The organism is Acinetobacter sp. YH12129 (assembly GCF_013418685.1).
GTDB lineage: Bacteria > Pseudomonadota > Gammaproteobacteria > Pseudomonadales > Moraxellaceae > Acinetobacter > Acinetobacter amyesii.
Window position 1 is genome coordinate 35,639 of the sequence record NZ_VPBP01000018.1, and the last position, 14,899, is coordinate 50,537.

Below are 14,899 nucleotides of genomic sequence, written 5' to 3' on the forward strand. Positions count from 1 at the left end.
TATATTTAAGCATTGAGCGCCGATCTATCCGAAAATAAGCGAATTAAGGTAAATAGATAGTCAATATGCCTATAGAGATGCGGCTGAATGTTCAAACGTGGTTCAGCCCTGCACAAGATCAGTGCACGGAAATGGTTCAATTTTAAAATGTGCATATAACCAAGCTAAAATTTAGAAGCAGATTTATATTTTGTATTGTCTTAAAATTTGGCATTTAAATTGCTTAGAAAACTAAATACGTATTTGTTTGGCTCTGTCTGAGCGTTTGCATGCCAAAACTAAAAATAGCCCTAATTGATGATGATCAAGAACGCGCTGAATTTATTCAAGCCTCATTAATTCAACATGACTTTGATGTGGTCGCCAGTTTCATGATTGATCATTTAAATATGTCATATCTGCAAAATATTCAGGCAGATGTGATTTTATTGGATATGGATCATCCACATCGCGATGTCATTGAAAGCTGTGTCAGCCAATTTGACTTACCGACTGTTCTGTTCACTAAAAATTCGAGTCTTGAAATCATCCGAAGCGCGATTGATGCGGGTGTCACGGCATATATTGTCGATGGTATTGACCCTGCACGTTTGAATAGCATTTTAGAAATTTCGATTGAACAATATAAAAAGCATAAAAAACTGCTGAATGATTTGGCTGAAACCAAGTGCAAACTGGCCGATCGAAAAGATATTGAAAAAGCCAAAGTGCTTTTAATACAAATGCATGGTTTAACCGAAGATCAAGCATTTAATTTGCTGAGAAAAAATGCCATGAGTCACCGTATGACGATGGGTGAAATGGCGCGCCGACTGCTTGATGCGCAAGCGCTGTTACAGTCTCAATTTAAGGAATAAACCATGCAAAAGCTTGAAAAAACTGATATTCAATTGGGCTATATTCCTTTACTTGACTGTGTTGCTTTGCTCTGGGCAGAACATCAAGGTTATTTTGCGGAACAAGGGTTGAACGTCACGCTGACTCAAGAACCATCTTGGGCAAGTTTACGCGACCGTCTAGCTTTTGGTTTTTTAGATGTAGCACACTGTTTATCGGCCATGCTGCCTGCGTCTGTGACGGGCAAAGACCATCTCGGCATTCCCTTACAAACCTCTCTTACACTCAGTACTAACTGCGCTTATATTAGTTTGAGTCAAAAGCTGTGCTATGAATTAAATATCCATGCTTTAGATCTACCAATTAATTCAGCAGAGAAAATCGTATCTGCGATAAAACAGAATCAAATGATTCAGTTGGCACATGTTTTTCAGCATTCGATTCATCATTATATTTTAAGAGAATGGCTGGCACTTGCCGACACAGAAATTGCTCAAACACAGAACTTTTCAACTCTACCACCGCCTTATATGGTGGAAGCAATATCAACGCAACGAATTGATGGATTCTGTGTTGGAGAGCCGTGGAATACGCAAGCTGAAATACAAGGCTATAGTCGTATTATCGTCAATAGCCAAGATATTATTGATCATATTCCAGATAAAGTTTTGGCTTTTACCCATGATTGGGCAGAAAAACATCCCAATACCTTAAAGGCAATCAATTTTTCCATCCAAAAAGCCCAAAACGATCTACTTCAACAAACGTATTTCTCTGAAATATTTTCTTTGTTAAAGCAATATCACATCATCCGTTTTGATTGTTCTGAGCAGATTCACGTCGAGGCTTTTCATCGGATCAAAAGCATCATTCAAAATTTTGGCAAGACCCAAGCGCCACAAACTTCAGACTTTGAATGGATGATTCAAAAAATGCAGCAATACGATCAATTAAATATTGAAGATGAAAAGGTTTTTGAAATAGCACAATCTTGTATTTATCAGGATGCTTTGGGCTGAAGTGATTGATATTCCATAAGACCCTATCATCTGAATAGTGGATCTTGTGTTACATCGACCATGAAACCTTGATTAGTTATGCATCTGCATCGATGGCGTGTAAGTCGATATTTTCTTCAACGAAGACTTCACGAATGCAATCCAGTATCTTTGGAATGTAATTACTATGATCCATATTTCGTACTGACAAAGAGATTGGACTATAGGCTTCCAAATCTAAGATTGGGATGTACATCAAATTTTTCATGCCAATATCACTGGCACTTTCAGGAATCAGGGAAATGCCCTCTCCTGACGCCACCAAGCCCAAAGCCATATGAATTTCACGCACTTCGGTTAAATGTTTAGGTACAAGTCCTAATTCGGTAAATATCGATTGAATGAGAGTGGAAAAATTCGGTTTCGGTGTTGTTGGATAGGCAAAAATTGGTTCATCTAAAATTTGAGAAAGATAAATGCCTTTGTCTTTAAATTCAGCCAAATGATGGTTTTTATGAATAGCTAAACGTAGCGCTTCTTTTCGTAATAAAACACGTTTAATAGACGGATCTGTTAATCGAAGTCGTCCAAAACCAATATCGATTCGACCAGTTTTTAAGGCTTCAATCTGGTCGCGTGTGCCACATTCTATGAGTTCAACATGAATATCTGGGTTACGTTGTCGAAATAAATAAATAATTTGCGGCAATAATGCGTATAAAAGCGAACTGACATAACCAATGCGGACAGTTTTATCGACGGCATTAATCCGCTGTGCCATGGTTGTGGCCTGGGCGGTATGCGTCAATATCTGCACAGCATGCTCATAAAAAAACATACCTGCTTCTGTGGTTTTCACGGGTCTAGAACCACGCTCAAACAAGGTAATCCCCAGCTCTTCTTCAAGTTTTTGAATTTGGCGGCTCAAAGGTGGCTGAGCAATACATAATTTTTCTGCTGCCTTGGTAATACTTTGCTCTTCAACCACGGTGACAAAGTAACGTAAGTGCCTTAATTCCATTTATATACCTTTTAAGTATCTAAAAATACCAAAATCGCTCTAGTTAAAGATATTACATTAAATTAGGGTATATAAATAGTTGGATAGATAAGAAATATGCAAGATGTATAAGTCGATTGAAACCCTGCTCGTGGAAATCCCAACAATCCGTCCGCACAAGATGGCTGTTGCAACCATGCAAACGCAAACCCTTGTTTTGATTAAAATCACTACCGAAGATGGTTATATCGGTTGGGGTGAAGCGACGACGATTGGTGGTCTAGGCTATGGTGAAGAAAGCCCTGAAAGCATTCGTACCAATATTGAAACTTATTTTAGTCCTTTACTGAAAACCCTCACTGGTTTGAATGTTGCTCAAACCATGCAAGCCATTAAACGTAATATTAACGGCAATCGCTTTGCTAAATGTGCCACTCAAACGGCGCTACTCGATATTTTGGCGCAGCGTTTAAATTTGCCTTTAAGCGAAGTATTGGGCGGGCGCTTACGTGACAGCTTACCTGTTCTTTGGGTACTTGCGTCTGGCAATACAGAAAAAGACATTGCCGAAGCACAAAAAATGATTGCGGCAAAACGACATAATATTTTCAAACTTAAAATCGGTTCACGCCCCGTTGAAGCCGACGTTGAACATGTTTTAGCCATTAAAAAAGCGTTAGGTGCGGACATTTCTATCCGTGTGGATGTTAACCGTGCTTGGTCTGAATTAGATGCCATTAAAGGCATTCAGTTGTTACAAGATGGTGGTGTTGACCTGATTGAGCAGCCTTGCGCGATCGATAACATTGACGCGATGCGCCGCTTAACTCGTCGTTTTGATATAGCCATTATGGCAGATGAATCACTGATGGGGCCTCAAACGGCATATCAACTTGCTCGGCACAATTCTGCCTCTGTTTTTGCAGTCAAAGTTGCACAGTCTGGCGGTTTAATCGAAGGCTGTGAGGTTTCTAAAATCGCCAAACTTGCGGGTATCGATTTATATGGTGGAACCATGCTTGAAGGCCCTGTGGGCACTATTGCATCGGCACATGCATTTTCTACATTTGACAATTTAGCTTATGGCACAGAGCTTTTTGGTCCATTGCTGCTAACTGAAGAAATTTTAAAAACCCCACTTCAATATCAAGATTTCGAACTCAAGATTCCGACCACAGCGGGTTTAGGGATTGAAATTGATGAAAACAAAATTGATGACTTACGTCGCAAATAACATTTAGCTAGGAGTAAGAAATGCTTTTCCAAGTACGCATGGATGTCAATATTCCATTAGATATGCCAGTCGAAAAAGCCAATGAAATTAAAGCTGTAGAAAAGGCTTATTCACAAGATTTACAACGTCAAGGCAAATGGCGTCATATCTGGCGCATTACCGGTCAATATTCAAATATCAGTATTTTTGATGTTGAAAGCAATGAAGAGTTACACAACATTTTACAAGGGCTTCCCCTTTACCCGTATATGAATATTGAAGTTATGGCTTTAAATCGTCATCCCTCTTCTGTTCGTGGTGATGACAGCTGATGTGATTGGATTCCAATTGTGTAGCACATGATTAGAATCCATTTATATGCATTTTTAAGTTTGTAAATATTTGAAATAAAAGATTATCTGCCTTGTATGACTGAAGTGGTTAGTCAGGTAAATAGTTTTATCGTTCTTGATGAAGGATCGTAGCATGATTGATAAAAGTACCGCTTCCTTAACAGAAGCACTTTCTCAAATTAAGGATGGATCTACCATTATGATTGGCGGCTTCGGTACGGCTGGTCAGCCTGCTGAACTGATTGATGGACTGATTGAACTTGGCATCAAAGATCTCATCATCGTCAACAACAATGCAGGGAATGGTGACTATGGACTGGCTAAATTACTCAAAGCTGGTGCTGTCCGTAAGATGATTTGTTCTTTCCCTCGCCAATCCGACTCTTGGGTGTTCGATGAATTATATCGTGCAGGAAAGATAGAACTTGAGCTTGTACCACAAGGTAATTTGGCTTGCCGTATTCAGGCTGCAGGTATGGGGTTGGGTCCAATTTATACACCAACTGGTTTCGGTACGTTGCTGGCAGAAGGCAAACCTACACTCAATTATGAAGGCAAAGATTTTGTTCTCGAAAATCCAATTAAAGCTGATTTTGCTTTAATCAAAGCTCATCAGGGCGACCGCTGGGGCAACTTGGTTTACAACAAATCAGCGCGTAACTTTGGCCCCATTATGGCCATGGCGGCAGATGTGACGATTGCTCAAGTCTCAGAAGTGGTTGAACTTGGTGCATTGGACCCAGAGCACATTATTACCCCTGGCATTTTTGTACAACATGTTGTGGCTGTTCAACCTGCACAGCTTGAGCAATCTGCATAAATCACGTGAGGAAAGAACCATGAGCTATACCAAATTAACCCGTGATCAAATTGCTGAACGTGTTGCACAAGATATTCCAGATGGCGCTTATGTCAATTTAGGCATTGGCTTGCCCACTAAAATTTCAAATTATTTACCAACAGACAAAGATGTTTTTCTACATTCAGAAAATGGCCTTTTGGCTTTTGGTCCTCCTCCGGCTAAAGGCGAAGAAGACCCTGAATTAATTAATGCAGGAAAAGAGTTTGTCACTATGCAAACGGGTGGCTGCTTTTTTCATCACGGTGACTCTTTTGCCATGATGCGTGGCGGTCATTTAGATATTGCAGTATTAGGCGCTTTTCAGGTTGCCCAAAATGGTGACTTAGCAAATTGGCATACTGGTGCGCCAGATGCAATTCCTGCTGTAGGTGGTGCAATGGATTTGGCTGTTGGGGCGAAAAAAGTCTTTATTACTACAGACCATGTGACCAAAAAAGGTGAACCGAAAATTGTCGCCGAATTGTCATACCCTGCGACAGGCCTGCAATGTGTCGATCGTATTTACACAGATTTGTGCGTGATTGATGTAACAATTGAAGGCATGAAAGTGATTGAAAAAGTTGCGGGGCTGAGCTTTGACGAATTACAGTCAATGACAGGTGCGAAGCTGATTGATGCGACAGCTTAAAGCAAAAAGTCCCTCCTTGATTAAAGGAGGGATTTAGGGAGGATTAATTTAAAAAATTAACTTCCTGTAAATCCCTCCCAACCTCCCGTTAAAAGGGAGGAGCTGAGTTTTTAGGATTTATAAAATGAAAAATGCCTATATTATTGATGCAATCCGCACCCCTTTCGGTCGCTATGCGGGCGGTTTGGCAGCAGTGCGTACCGACGACCTCGGTGCCTTACCCATTAAGGCACTGATGCAGCGAAATCCAAGTATTGCTTGGGAGTCAGTGGATGACGTGATTTACGGCTGCGCGAACCAAGCCGGTGAAGATAACCGTAATGTTGCACGAATGTCGTCGCTACTTGCAGGTGTACCTTTTCAAGTTCCTGCTACAACTGTAAACCGACTTTGTGGTTCATCACTTGATGCGATTGCGATGGCAGCCCGTGCAATTAAAGCAAATGAAGCAGACTTAATTATTGCCGGCGGTGTAGAGAGTATGTCCCGTGCGCCCTTTGTTATGGGTAAATCGGAAAGTGCTTATGGACGCAGCCAAAAGATAGAAGACACCACCATGGGTTGGCGTTTTATCAATCCAATCCTTAAGCAAATGTATGGCGTGGAAACCATGCCTCAAACCGCTGAAAATGTGGCAGAACAATTCAATATTAACCGTGAAGATCAAGATGCTTTTGCCTTAGAAAGTCAGCGCCGTACAGCCGCTGCACAAGCCAATGGTTTTTTTGAGAAAGAAATCATCCCTGTAATCATTCCACAGCGTAAAGGCGACCCACTGATAGTCGATACAGATGAGCATCCACGTGCATCGACGACAGCAGAAGGCTTAGCAAAACTCAAACCTGTGGTGAAAGCAGATGGGACGGTCACTGCGGGCAATGCTTCAGGGATCAATGATGGTGCAGCTGCACTACTGATTGCTTCTGATAATGCTGTCAACAAATTTAAGTTAAAGCCACGGGCCAAAATTATTGCGGCAACGGTGGTGGGTGTTGAACCCAAAATCATGGGCTTTGGTCCTGCGCCTGCCATAAAAAAGTTGTTAGCTCAAACAGGTCTAAGCCTTGAACAAATGGATGTAATCGAGCTGAATGAAGCTTTTGCGGCTCAAGCCTTAGCGGTTACCCGTGAACTAGGTTTGGAAGATGGCGCTAAACATGTCAATCCAAACGGTGGCGCTATTGCTTTGGGGCATCCTTTAGGTGCATCTGGAGCCCGTTTAGTTATGACTGCGTTAAATCACCTTGAGGCAATTTCAGGTCAATATGCCCTCTGTTCGATGTGCATTGGTGTCGGTCAAGGCATCGCTTTGATTATTGAACGTGTTTAATCCTCAATAAAAGTCCTCCTTCTCATAGGGGGATTTAGGAGATTTATAAAATTAAGGATTCAAAATATGCCTACATTCATATCCAATGATGCAACGATTAATTACGCAACTTTTGGTGATACCAATAAACCTGCGATTGTCTTTTCTAATTCTTTAGGCACAAAGTTCAGCATGTGGAAGCCTCAGATAGAGGCGCTGCAGCAGGATTATTTTGTCATTTGTTATGATACACGTGGTCATGGTGCATCTTCTGCCCCTCAAGGGCCTTATAGCCTTGATCAATTGGGTACAGATGTCATCCATTTATTGGATCATTTAAATATTCAACAGGCCACATTTTGTGGAATATCGATGGGTGGTTTAACAGGTCAATGGCTTGCAATACATCATCCTGAACGCTTTAACCATGTCATTGTATGCAATACCGCTGCAAAAATTGGGCAAGAATCAGCTTGGAATGAACGTGCACAGTTAGTCCGTCAACAAGGTCTGAAACCAATTGCAGAAACGGCAGCATCACGATGGTTTACAGAACCCTTTATCCAAAGTAACACGGCAACTGTACAATCTTTGAGTAACGACCTCGGAGCTGGCAGCCCAGAAGGTTATGCAAGTTGTTGTGAAGCTTTGGCTAAAGCGGATTTACGCAATGAAATCTCGTCTATTCACGTACCTGTATTAATTATTGCAGGTCAACAAGACCCTGTAACTACAGTTGCAGATGGTCAATTTATGCAAGAACACATTACAAATAGCCAATTATTTGAAATTAATGCATCGCATATTTCAAACATTGAACAGCCAGATGCATTTAATCAGGCTTTGCAGAATTTTATACAGCAATAATATGCAGCTGAACAAATTCAATGTAATGTTATTAAAATAGAGCCTTGCCATTGTGCAGGGCTTTATTTCGTTTGAAGGCTTTGATTTAATGTCCGTTCTTAAAATAAATGGACAATTAGAAGAATGGTTCATCTATATAAAAAACGGATCAATATTACTTTTTAGTTTAATCATTGGCTTTAGTTCTACGATTTCTTATGCAGATGTTAAAACTCAGCGTATTAAGGATATAAAGACTTATACTCTCGTCAATGGAGATGGTATCGAAATCTTTCTGTGCAATTAGTAGACTTGAAAAATAGGCATATAAATGCTTATTGCGTGCAGCATTGCGGAAATTGGTTTGTGTATAATCCAGAATTTGAAAGTTATAGCTTAAAGAAAAAATATCAAGGCGCAAAAGTATGGACATCTCTTTCATACAAAAAAATAAAGACCGTATTGCAGGCCCAAGCTTTGATGAATAATTATACTTTATCTAGAAAATTAACATTAAAAGCACTCCGTAAATGAATATTGATATTGAAAAAGACCGAAGTATTGGAGTCCTTCGGTCTAAACTTTTAACTCCACTCATTCCACATAGGCGTTTAAGCCCATATATTGAAGAATAGTTTGAAGAATAATCCCATGAAATTTTAAGCTGCAGGATGATTGAGTTGATCAATGATGCCTTGTGCAGCCAATTCATTTAATTCAGCTTCAGTTCTATATTGGGACAAAATTTCTGTCGTGTGCTGCCCTAACTGTGGAGGTGCATGACGGTATTCCACAGGCGTATCAGATAATTTCATCGGTGATCCAATCACTTTAAAATCATGATTTAAAGCATGTGGAATATTCACCACCATTTGACGGTGTTGAATTTGTGGTTCATTTAATGCTTCTTCTACAGAGTTGATTACACCGACTGGCACTTTTACCGCATGAATCGCATCGACCCAAACTTGAGCATCTTGAGTGAGAAAATAGGCACTCAATAATGGAATTAATTCTTCACGGTGCTTTACCCGATCTTGATTACGTAAATAGTTTGGTTGATCTAGCAGTTCTTTATAGCCAATCGCAATACACAAGTCTTTAAATTGCTTGTCATTACCACAGGCAATAATAAATTCCTTATCTTTGGCTTTAAAAGTTTGATACGGCACAATATTCGGGTGATTATTTCCCATACGCTTGGGTGCTTTACCCGAGGTCAAATAGTTCATGCCTTGATTGGCCAGAGCCGCCACCTGTACGTCTAGTAAGGACATATCAATATATTGACCACGGCCTGTATGCTGCCGCGCCAACAATGCCGCCTGAATGGCAATCGTTGAGTACAGTCCGGTCTGAATATCGACCACAGCGACCCCCACCTTTTGTGCGCCTCCACCGATTACATCATCAGATTCACCAGTAATACTCATCAAACCTGACATACCTTGAATAATAAAGTCATAGCCCGGTTCTTCCGCGCGTGGCCCATCCTGACCAAAACCTGTAATTGAGCAATATACGATATTTGGATTTAGCGCACTGAGCGATGCATAATCCAAACCATATTTGGCAAGTGAACCTGCTTTGTAGTTTTCAATCACGACATCTGCAGTTTGGGCAATTTCACGGACTAGGGTTTGCCCTTCTTCACTGGCAATATCAATGGCTACAGAATATTTATTACGGTTCGCACATTGGTAATAGCCTGATTCTTTCGTCGCTTGACCTTGCTGATTTGGCATCCAAGGTGGTCCCCACATACGGGTATCATCCCCGACTTTAGGACGCTCAATTTTGATTACCTCTGCACCTAAATCAGCCAATATTTGACCGCACCAAGGACCTGCTAAAACACGGCTTAAGTCCAATACACGAATTCCTTTTAATGCACCCATAGTTCACTCCAGATGTGCCATAGTATTGAGCTATGGCACAGATCTTTTTAATTATTTTACTGTTGCAGTTTTTGCAGACGCTTTTTGCTCTGCATCAGCTACATGTATATCTAAACTGGCCAGTTTTTCTTTTTCCGCATCTGAAGAAAGTGATGCTTGCTGCGGGTCATATTGACGTTCACGAATGAACAAGCCTGGAATAACACCTGCAATAAAGTAAGCAGCACCCATCACAATAAAGGCCATAGTGAACGATCCGCCTGCGGCAATCATACCAATGGTTGCTGGTGCAATGGCTGCGCCTAAGCGCCCCATATTGTAAGCACCGCCAATGGCTGTACCGCGCACATCCGTAGAGAAACTTTCTGCCATATAAGTTGCATTTACACCGTATGGAATACCGTATAAGAAACCGAAAGTTACGAGTAAATAGGCAATGTTGGTTGGTGTGTTATAGAAAATGATGATCGGTAAAAATGCTGCCGTAGCTACCGTACCAAACACAAAGGTAATACGACGTCCGAACTTGTCAGCGGCATAGCCGGCTAAAATTTTACCCATAATCATGGCGGTATATGCACCTACCATGTAGCCTGTCATGGCTTTAAAGTTCATGCTGAGTTCAGTTTCTAGATACGTTGGCATCCAGTTGTTAACACCGTAATAACCGAATTGTAGAAATGCAGCGGTCGACATCCAAAAGAAGAACATTTTGCGATGATTAGTGTGTCCAAAAATACGTTTATAAATACTTTCAGAAGATGCATTTTGATTGACTGCAGCTTGCTGCTGTACAGGTTCAAGTTTTAATTCACGGCGTTTTAGCTGCTCAATTTTTGCTTCCTGCCAAGATTTTGGTTCAGGAACAAAACGCATAAAGATCAGGGCAAAAGCAGCAGGAATAATCGTGACATAAAATAGCATGCGCCAGCCGTGATCTGGAATAATGGCACCCGCCATCAGCGTTGCAACGATATACCCCACAGTTTGACCCGTCTGCAAAGTCCCAAGTACTGTTGTGCGGTATTTGGTTGGTACATATTCTGCCATCAGCGTATTACACGCCATATAAAGTGAGCCCAGACCAAATGCGCCAATAAAACGTAAAATTAAAAATTGTTCATAGCTTTGGGTAAAGCCTAAAATACAGGTCATGATTGAGAAAAATACGACCGACCAAGCAATAGTTTTCACACGGCCAAATTTATCGCACGCCCATCCACCCGAAATACCACCCAGCGCCATCCCTGCTAAAGAAGAACTGCCGAGCATTCCGGCTTGAAATGTACTTAAACCAAATTCAGCCTTTAAACTGGTCAGGCTGAATGACAGCAACATGATGTCTACACCATCAATCACCAATGAAATAAAGGCAAAAATAAAAGCCATTTTCCAAGTGTTGCTGGTAATACGATGCATCGTGCCCACGTTAGAAGGCAATTTGAGCGTTCCTGCTCCGTTTTGCATTTCGTTATTCATTTCCTTGTTCCTCATTTTCCCAAATGAGTCATCGGCATTCCTATGTCTGCACATTTGCCTTTTTTATTCTTTTTATTTCATCACTGCTCAGGCTATTGCACAGAGTTACAAGAGTGTTTCACGATGAATCCTTTATTGATTAAGTTTATTTTTGCATGAAAAGTCTCTAAGGCACTCTATATAGAGCACCTTATCGATATGAAATTCAATTAGTTACCAAAAGCCGCGATGCCAGTTTGCGCACGACCAAGGATCAGCGCATGTACATCATGCGTTCCTTCATAAGTGTTGACGACTTCGAGGTTAACCAAATGGCGGGCAACACCAAACTCATCAGAAATGCCATTTCCGCCCATCATGTCTCGCGCTACGCGGGCAATATCTAGAGCCTTGCCACAGTTGTTACGTTTAATTAATGATGTGCCTTCTACAGCAGCAATGCCTTCATCTTTCATACGTCCAAATCGAAGCGCAGCTTGTAAACCCAAGGCAATCTCAGTTTGCATATCTGCAAGTTTTTTTTGAATCAGCTGATTCGCTGCCAATGGTCGGCCAAACTGTTTACGGTCCATGGTGTATTGGTGTGCTGTATGCCAACAGAACTCAGCTGCGCCCATTGCGCCCCAAGCGATACCATAACGAGCACTATTTAGACAGGTAAATGGACCTTTTAAACCACGTACTTCTGGAAAAGCATTCTCTTCAGGGACAAAGACATTGTCCATCACAATTTCACCGGTAATCGATGCACGTAAGCCAACTTTACCGTGAATTGCAGGAGCAGATAGACCTTCCCAGCCTTTTTCTAAAATAAAACCACGAATGTCACCAACATTACCTTCAGGCGATACTTCTTTCGCCCAAACAACAAACACGTCGGCAATTGGGCTGTTGGTAATCCACATTTTTGCACCCGTGAGACGATAGCCACCTTCGACTTTTTTTGCACGAGTAATCATGCTACCTGGGTCAGAGCCATGATCTGGTTCAGTTAAACCAAAACAGCCAATGTATTCGCCTGTTGCCAGTTTTGGTAGGTATTTCTGTTTTTGCTCTTCAGAGCCAAATTCATTAATCGGCACCATCACCAAAGAACTTTGCACGCTGGCCATTGAACGGTAGCCAGAATCAACATATTCAATTTCACGTGCAACTAATCCATAGCTAACATAGTTTAGACCTGCGCCGCCGTATTGCTCTGGAATCGTTGGGCCAAGTAAGCCAAGTTCGCCCATTTCTCGGAAAATAGATGCATCGGTTTTTTCATGGCGGAATTGTTCGAGTACACGTGGCTGTAAACGCTCTTGACAGTATGCATGCGCAGTATCGCGAATCATGCGTTCTTCTTCAGTTAATTGCTGTTCCAAAAGAAACGGATCTTGCCAGTTAAATTGTACTTTTGGTTTTTTTACATTGACCATTTGATTCATCGCATCCTCTGCTTTTTCGGGCTTTCTTTGTTTTATTCGATGCTATGTGTGAAAAGTGATTCATTCAAACGATTAATTTGCATGTAGATATGCGCCTTTCGCATACCTGAGCTTTGTTCACGGCGTGTTAAGCACTTTAGCCACTGATTTGAACTGCGGATTGCTTTATTTATAGACTATAGTGGTATATGAAAATCATTCTTATATGCCATTTTGTGATACCTATCGATAAAAAGGACTTTATCTATGCGGCGTAATATTCCGTCATTGCAAAGCTTAATTTGCTTTGAATCTGCTGCAAAACACGCAAGCTATACGCATGCTTCTCAAGAGTTATTTATTACGCAAAGTGCCGTGTCACGCCAAATTCAGCAGCTTGAAGAGTACTTAGGTGTCATGCTATTTAGCCGAACACGTCACGGTGTCGATCTCACAGAAGCAGGCAAACAATATGCAAAAAGTATTAAACCCTTTTTGCAAGGCATCGAAAAAAGCACCTCTGATATCATGACGCACAAAGGCTTAGGTGGTACTTTAAAGCTGGGCGTTGTGCCAACGTTTGCCACACGTTGGCTGTTGCCAAAATTACATAAATTAAATTCACAGCATCCTGAAATTACCGTGCATTTGGAAACCAGTACCAAACCTTTTTTGTTTAATGAAAATGTCTTTGACGCAGCTATTTTTGCAGGAACGCAACAGCAAATTGAGCATTGGCCTGGCATTCAAGCGCATTATTTAATGGATGAGGAAGTAGTTCCTGTCTGCTCCCCCAAATTGATTGAAAACAACTTTCCACTTGCGGAAATGACCGATGATCACAGTTTTAATTTAAGCGATGAAGAATTGCTTCAATTGCCCTTATTACAGCAAACCACCCGTCCAAGTATTTGGCAAGAATGGTTTCAGGCCCATCAGATTCAGCATCCCAAACCTTTCGATGGTCAGCGACATGAACTTTTTTCCATGCTTTCTGTGGCCGCCAGTCATGGCATGGGTATGGCACTGATTCCACAAATGCTGATTGAAGCAGAACTGAGAAAAAAAGAATTGGTGATTGCATCAAATAAAAAACTGCACGGTAGCCGAAAATATTATTTAGTCCATTCGAGCCAAGACAGTTCACCGCAAATACAAAAATTTGTCGATTGGGTGCTACAAGAATTGCATCAGCTAAGTTGAAGTAATCGCTATATTTTGAGTACAGTAAATTCGCTGAATTATTCGTTCAATACATGCAACCGTACGCAATGGACTCATCAATTAAAATATAAGGCTAAATATCTATGCAAAAAATTGTGGTGTTTTCAGGTGCCGGCATGAGCGCAGAAAGCGGCATCAATACCTTCCGTGATAGTGATGGTCTTTGGGAGCAGCATCGTATTGAAGATGTGGCCACACCTAAAGCTTGGGCACGTGACCCTTCTTTAGTACAGCGTTTTTATAATGAACGCCGTAAACATATTTTAGCCGCAGAGCCAAATGCAGCGCATAAATTAATTGCTGAACTCGATGATTTTTTTGATGTACAAGTCATTACTCAAAATATTGATGACCTACATGAACGTGCAGGCAGTCAAAATGTACTACATCTGCATGGAAATATTCGTTACGCAAAAAGCTCTGGCCCTCAGGCGCAATATACGCAGGAATTGTTTCCCATTGAAGGTGCTGATTTAAACTTAGATACTGATAAATGCCCTGAAGGATATCCTTTACGGCCACATGTGGTCTGGTTTGGCGAAGCAGTTCCTGCCTACGAAGATGCAAGTGTGAGTGTGCAAACAGCAGATATTTTTATTGTGATTGGTACGAGTCTGGCTGTCTATCCTGTGGCTGGATTGATTCACGAAATCCCAGCCAACTGCCGTGCCTTTTATATCGACCCGAAAGCAGATTATCAGCGTGTACCTGAGCAGTATCAACTGATTAAAGCGGGTGCGAGTGAAGGAATGAAAAAACTTTTTTTGCAATTGCTTGCGCCATAAAAGTACATTTTGGCATCAGTATCGATCAAAAAAATGATATCGCCTGCTACTTTTGCAG

Annotated in this window: 15 protein-coding genes; 11 read left to right on the forward strand and 4 right to left on the reverse strand. The window is 41.3% G+C overall.

All coding sequences use genetic code 11. The features are described 5' to 3' along the window. Positions 1–269: 269 nt before the first annotated feature. Both FTU65_RS10395 and FTU65_RS10400 read left to right on the forward strand, forming a co-directional pair. Positions 270–857, forward strand: coding sequence for an ANTAR domain-containing response regulator (locus FTU65_RS10395; protein WP_078190882.1), 588 nt, complete (start codon positions 270–272; stop codon positions 855–857). Between the two features lie 3 nt (positions 858–860). Continuing rightward, the gene (locus FTU65_RS10400) at positions 861–1,856 is read left to right on the forward strand and encodes an ABC transporter substrate-binding protein (protein ID WP_180065416.1); all 996 of its coding nucleotides are present in this window, start codon (positions 861–863) and stop codon (positions 1,854–1,856) included. 76 nt (positions 1,857–1,932) lie between these two features. Here the strand turns inward: FTU65_RS10400 and catM are convergent, their stop codons facing one another. Next, entirely contained in the window at positions 1,933–2,856 is a 924-nt protein-coding gene (gene catM / locus FTU65_RS10405) for a cis,cis-muconate-binding transcription regulator CatM (RefSeq protein ID WP_180059977.1), read from the reverse strand. A gap of 103 nt (positions 2,857–2,959) precedes the next feature. Here catM and FTU65_RS10410 point away from each other — a divergent pair, with 103 nt between their 5' ends. The 7 genes from FTU65_RS10410 to FTU65_RS16350 all read left to right on the forward strand — a co-directional run bounded on the left by FTU65_RS10410 (position 2,960) and on the right by FTU65_RS16350 (position 8,580). Continuing rightward, on the forward strand, positions 2,960–4,069 hold the full coding sequence (locus tag FTU65_RS10410; protein ID WP_180065414.1) for a muconate/chloromuconate family cycloisomerase: 1,110 nt from the start codon (positions 2,960–2,962) through the stop codon (positions 4,067–4,069). Positions 4,070–4,089: 20 nt separating this feature from the next. After that, on the forward strand, positions 4,090–4,380 hold the full coding sequence (gene catC, locus FTU65_RS10415; protein ID WP_180011176.1) for a muconolactone Delta-isomerase: 291 nt from the start codon (positions 4,090–4,092) through the stop codon (positions 4,378–4,380). A gap of 154 nt (positions 4,381–4,534) precedes the next feature. Next, positions 4,535–5,221: a 3-oxoacid CoA-transferase subunit A gene (locus FTU65_RS10420; protein ID WP_078193765.1), complete on the forward strand. Its 687-nt coding sequence runs from the start codon at positions 4,535–4,537 to the stop codon at positions 5,219–5,221. 19 nt (positions 5,222–5,240) lie between these two features. Continuing rightward, positions 5,241–5,891, forward strand: coding sequence for a 3-oxoacid CoA-transferase subunit B (locus tag FTU65_RS10425; protein ID WP_180065412.1), 651 nt, complete (start codon positions 5,241–5,243; stop codon positions 5,889–5,891). Positions 5,892–6,015: 124 nt separating this feature from the next. After that, positions 6,016–7,221, forward strand: coding sequence for a 3-oxoadipyl-CoA thiolase (gene pcaF / locus FTU65_RS10430; RefSeq protein WP_180004403.1), 1,206 nt, complete (start codon positions 6,016–6,018; stop codon positions 7,219–7,221). Positions 7,222–7,287: 66 nt separating this feature from the next. After that, complete coding sequence (gene pcaD / locus FTU65_RS10435; RefSeq protein ID WP_180011170.1) at positions 7,288–8,067, forward strand: 3-oxoadipate enol-lactonase; 780 nt, start codon at positions 7,288–7,290, stop codon at positions 8,065–8,067. A 276-nt stretch (positions 8,068–8,343) separates the two neighbouring features. Beyond that, positions 8,344–8,580: a hypothetical protein gene (locus tag FTU65_RS16350; RefSeq protein WP_257222993.1), complete on the forward strand. Its 237-nt coding sequence runs from the start codon at positions 8,344–8,346 to the stop codon at positions 8,578–8,580. A gap of 125 nt (positions 8,581–8,705) precedes the next feature. Here the strand turns inward: FTU65_RS16350 and FTU65_RS10445 are convergent, their stop codons facing one another. The 3 genes from FTU65_RS10445 to FTU65_RS10455 all read right to left on the reverse strand — a co-directional run bounded on the left by FTU65_RS10445 (position 8,706) and on the right by FTU65_RS10455 (position 12,853). Further along, on the reverse strand, positions 8,706–9,944 hold the full coding sequence (locus tag FTU65_RS10445) for a CaiB/BaiF CoA-transferase family protein (protein ID WP_180065411.1): 1,239 nt from the start codon (positions 9,942–9,944) through the stop codon (positions 8,706–8,708). Between the two features lie 51 nt (positions 9,945–9,995). After that, positions 9,996–11,423, reverse strand: a complete 1,428-nt coding sequence (locus FTU65_RS10450) for an MFS transporter (RefSeq protein ID WP_180065409.1) — start codon at positions 11,421–11,423, stop codon at positions 9,996–9,998. 209 nt (positions 11,424–11,632) lie between these two features. Then, entirely contained in the window at positions 11,633–12,853 is a 1,221-nt protein-coding gene (locus FTU65_RS10455; protein WP_078193771.1) for an acyl-CoA dehydrogenase, read from the reverse strand. Positions 12,854–13,099: 246 nt separating this feature from the next. On the opposite strand from FTU65_RS10455, the gene FTU65_RS10460 reads away from it, so the two are divergent. Both FTU65_RS10460 and FTU65_RS10465 read left to right on the forward strand, forming a co-directional pair. Continuing rightward, complete coding sequence (locus FTU65_RS10460; RefSeq protein ID WP_180004399.1) at positions 13,100–14,035, forward strand: LysR substrate-binding domain-containing protein; 936 nt, start codon at positions 13,100–13,102, stop codon at positions 14,033–14,035. Positions 14,036–14,139: 104 nt separating this feature from the next. Beyond that, on the forward strand, positions 14,140–14,841 hold the full coding sequence (locus FTU65_RS10465; RefSeq protein WP_180011160.1) for a Sir2 family NAD-dependent protein deacetylase: 702 nt from the start codon (positions 14,140–14,142) through the stop codon (positions 14,839–14,841). Positions 14,842–14,899: the final 58 nt, after the last annotated feature.

Coding starts and splice junctions, on each gene's coding strand:
- FTU65_RS10395 (WP_078190882.1), top strand. CDS start 270: ATGCCAAAACTAAAAATAGCCCTAATTGATGATGATCAAGAACGCGCT.
- FTU65_RS10400 (WP_180065416.1), top strand. CDS start 861: ATGCAAAAGCTTGAAAAAACTGATATTCAATTGGGCTATATTCCTTTA.
- catM (WP_180059977.1), bottom strand. CDS start 2,856: ATGGAATTAAGGCACTTACGTTACTTTGTCACCGTGGTTGAAGAGCAA.
- FTU65_RS10410 (WP_180065414.1), top strand. CDS start 2,960: ATGTATAAGTCGATTGAAACCCTGCTCGTGGAAATCCCAACAATCCGT.
- catC (WP_180011176.1), top strand. CDS start 4,090: ATGCTTTTCCAAGTACGCATGGATGTCAATATTCCATTAGATATGCCA.
- FTU65_RS10420 (WP_078193765.1), top strand. CDS start 4,535: ATGATTGATAAAAGTACCGCTTCCTTAACAGAAGCACTTTCTCAAATT.
- FTU65_RS10425 (WP_180065412.1), top strand. CDS start 5,241: ATGAGCTATACCAAATTAACCCGTGATCAAATTGCTGAACGTGTTGCA.
- pcaF (WP_180004403.1), top strand. CDS start 6,016: ATGAAAAATGCCTATATTATTGATGCAATCCGCACCCCTTTCGGTCGC.
- pcaD (WP_180011170.1), top strand. CDS start 7,288: ATGCCTACATTCATATCCAATGATGCAACGATTAATTACGCAACTTTT.
- FTU65_RS10445 (WP_180065411.1), bottom strand. CDS start 9,944: ATGGGTGCATTAAAAGGAATTCGTGTATTGGACTTAAGCCGTGTTTTA.
- FTU65_RS10450 (WP_180065409.1), bottom strand. CDS start 11,423: ATGAATAACGAAATGCAAAACGGAGCAGGAACGCTCAAATTGCCTTCT.
- FTU65_RS10455 (WP_078193771.1), bottom strand. CDS start 12,853: ATGAATCAAATGGTCAATGTAAAAAAACCAAAAGTACAATTTAACTGG.
- FTU65_RS10460 (WP_180004399.1), top strand. CDS start 13,100: ATGCGGCGTAATATTCCGTCATTGCAAAGCTTAATTTGCTTTGAATCT.
- FTU65_RS10465 (WP_180011160.1), top strand. CDS start 14,140: ATGCAAAAAATTGTGGTGTTTTCAGGTGCCGGCATGAGCGCAGAAAGC.